This window comes from Pseudomonadota bacterium, assembly GCA_026388215.1.
In the GTDB taxonomy this organism is placed as follows: Bacteria; Desulfobacterota; Syntrophorhabdia; order Syntrophorhabdales; family Syntrophorhabdaceae; genus JAPLKF01.
In genome coordinates this window covers 1-2,520 of record JAPLKF010000254.1, presented here as the reverse complement: position 1 = coordinate 2,520, position 2,520 = coordinate 1, and the positions used below count along the sequence as shown (strand labels likewise).

The 2,520-nt window shown below is 40.6% G+C and carries 2 protein-coding genes; one reads left to right on the top strand and one right to left on the bottom strand.

Annotated features, from left to right (window positions below):
- Positions 1-874 precede the first annotated feature (874 nt).
- The gene (locus tag NTU69_12080) at positions 875-1,882 is read left to right on the top strand and encodes an amidohydrolase family protein (protein ID MCX5804243.1); all 1,008 of its coding nucleotides are present in this window, start codon (positions 875-877) and stop codon (positions 1,880-1,882) included.
- Between the two features lie 251 nt (positions 1,883-2,133).
- Here NTU69_12080 and NTU69_12075 read toward each other — a convergent pair whose 3' ends face one another.
- Complete coding sequence (locus NTU69_12075) at positions 2,134-2,355, bottom strand: helix-turn-helix transcriptional regulator (protein ID MCX5804242.1); 222 nt, start codon at positions 2,353-2,355, stop codon at positions 2,134-2,136.
- Positions 2,356-2,520 lie beyond the last annotated feature (165 nt).

Here is a 2,520-nt window from a genome sequence, read left to right as displayed (position 1 = left end):
CCCATCATCCTTTATCCAGGTTGCATGATTCAGGTGAGAGGCCCTGTATTGTCCCCCACGAGATCATTCGCCTCAACGTCCTTCAATGTTCAATAACTATGATTTCCAAACCGGCAGATAACACCCGGCCAAAAGCAAGAGGCCTCATTGAAGTGCTTCACACTTCTTTTGGCCTTTAACGTTATCCGCTGTTTCATTTGGTAATTCTCGATAATTCATTTATTTTAAATCATTCATTTGTAGGTGCAAAGTAGCAATTTTATCATGCATTTAAAGCTCTCCTAAGGCTTTAAGGCCATCCTTCTTGATTCAGCTAAAAACTGTTTTTATTAATAGCGATGAAGGGTTAGAGTCATTACTACCAAATGTTAGGTAGTATGACCTATGTTGCCTCATTGGAATATTTAAATGAAAAGCCTTTATTGAAAATAGAGCTTTACAAATAAACTTACCACATGCAATATTCACTGATGCTATCGTAGCAAAAGCCCTTCTGGCTGGTACCGGTGTGATTAGCGTTATTGATTACCGGTAGAAACATATACATTTTTGACCACCTGGTATCGGGTTATCGGAGGTTGCTTTTGTATTAGTGTGGATAAATATTTATACGTTACACCCTGTAAGATAGTTTTTAACAAACAAGCAGTTTATACCATCTTTCCACTGGCAATAGTGTACCCTTTAAATCTTATTGACATTTATTAAGTAGAATATCAAAATAGAATAAGAGAGTTACATAAAGAGGAGAAAAGAGGGGGATGGCAGAGGAGTTCTTGAATAACTGAAGGGCGTCTCCTGTGTTCCTTTTCTACGGCGGATCGTGGCAATCTCTTGATAGAAGTTTATAGTGTGCAGATTGGAACTTAAGAGAATGAAAAAAACGATATTATTTGCCTTAGTTCTGGTTTTCCTTGTGCAAGCAGTTGTCTTCGGACTCGAAAGAGACGAACAGATAAATGCATTCAGGGGAAGGATCCAGGGCATGCTTAAACAGGGTGTACTGCCTGTTATCGATGTGGAATATCACCATGGAGGCAAGATTGAAAATGAGAGGCTTGTAGCCGTTATGGACAAAAACGGTGTTGCGTTAATATGGGTTGGACCAAACGAGCGCCTTGGCAGTGGAGATTCTATAAGACTTAACGAACTTTATCCCGACAGGTTTGTGCCAACAACAGTGCATGGCGATGGCAAACTCTGGCACAGCAGCAATAGAGATTTTCTCGAAACGCTCGAAAAGGACGTCCTTTCAGGAAAATATTTCGCTATGGGTGAATTTGAGGCAAGGCATTACCAATCGAGCACGAATAGCAGGGATATCCACATGCCTGTTGATTCTGGAGCTTTCGATGTAGTGTTCAGGCTTTCAAGTCAGACCGGTATTCCTTTTCTTCTCCATCACGAGGCAGAGGACGCACTTCTTCCGGAGCTGGAGAGGATGCTTACCAGGTACCCGAAGGCAAAACTCATCTGGTGTCATGTAGGCCGCAACCGGAATCCGAAGACATGGAAAAGGTTCACCAGTACTGAAACAATCCGTGAGCTTTTAAAGAAATACCCGAATCTTTATTTTGACCTTGTCCAGTCAAAGCCGGGTGGCAAGTATCACATGACAGGGTATTTGGATGCCATTATGTATGATCCTTCAAGGTCAGGGGGCATACTTGAGCCGGAATGGAAAAACCTTTTCGAAGCATTCCCTGACAGGTTTGTTATAGGGTCGGATGCAAACACCGGTCGCTTTAATGAGTACGACAGGGTGATGAATACATTTCGTAGCATTGTCTTTAAAACCCTACGGAAGGATGTTGCTGAAAGGATTGCATTTAAAAATGCCTGGAAGCTGATGACAGGAAAAGACTGGGAAGAGATACAATGAAAATAAGATTTTTGGGGAGATGATTTCGAGGATAGATGCCTCATACCTGCCATTACTGATGAGATATTGTTTGGTTCATAAGGGTTAATTTCATTCCAGCGTGGTTGCCCCGCGCTGGTCATACAGGGTGTGTTATCCTCTATTACATTTGGTAATTCTCGGTAATTCATTTATTTGAAATCGTTTATTTGTAGGTGAAGTTATTACGTATAGGTAGGTGTTAACAACACCGATCAATCCCTTTTCTGTATTTAGTCAGGAATCAACGTCATCAGCTCATTCGGCTGGCAGTTAAAATAGATAAGCAGCTTCTCGATATCCTTCCTTGATATGTTGTAGTTATGGTTTGTGACAATCCGTGACAAGGTCAGTGCCTTTATCCCTGTCTCCTGCTCGATCACCTTGTAGGTGATCTTCCTCCTCTCGATAGCACTTTTTTTCTCTATGAGCCCCTTCAGGTTGATAATAAGCATCAAGAACACCCCCTCACATAACTGTGTGATACAAATATATCACCTTAAAAAAATAATTATCAATAAAAGAATAAAAACAATCACAAAAAGCTTGACAATACATTCATTTTCAGATAATATATATACTGTAGTGATAAATATCTATCCTTATAAGACAATAAAAGG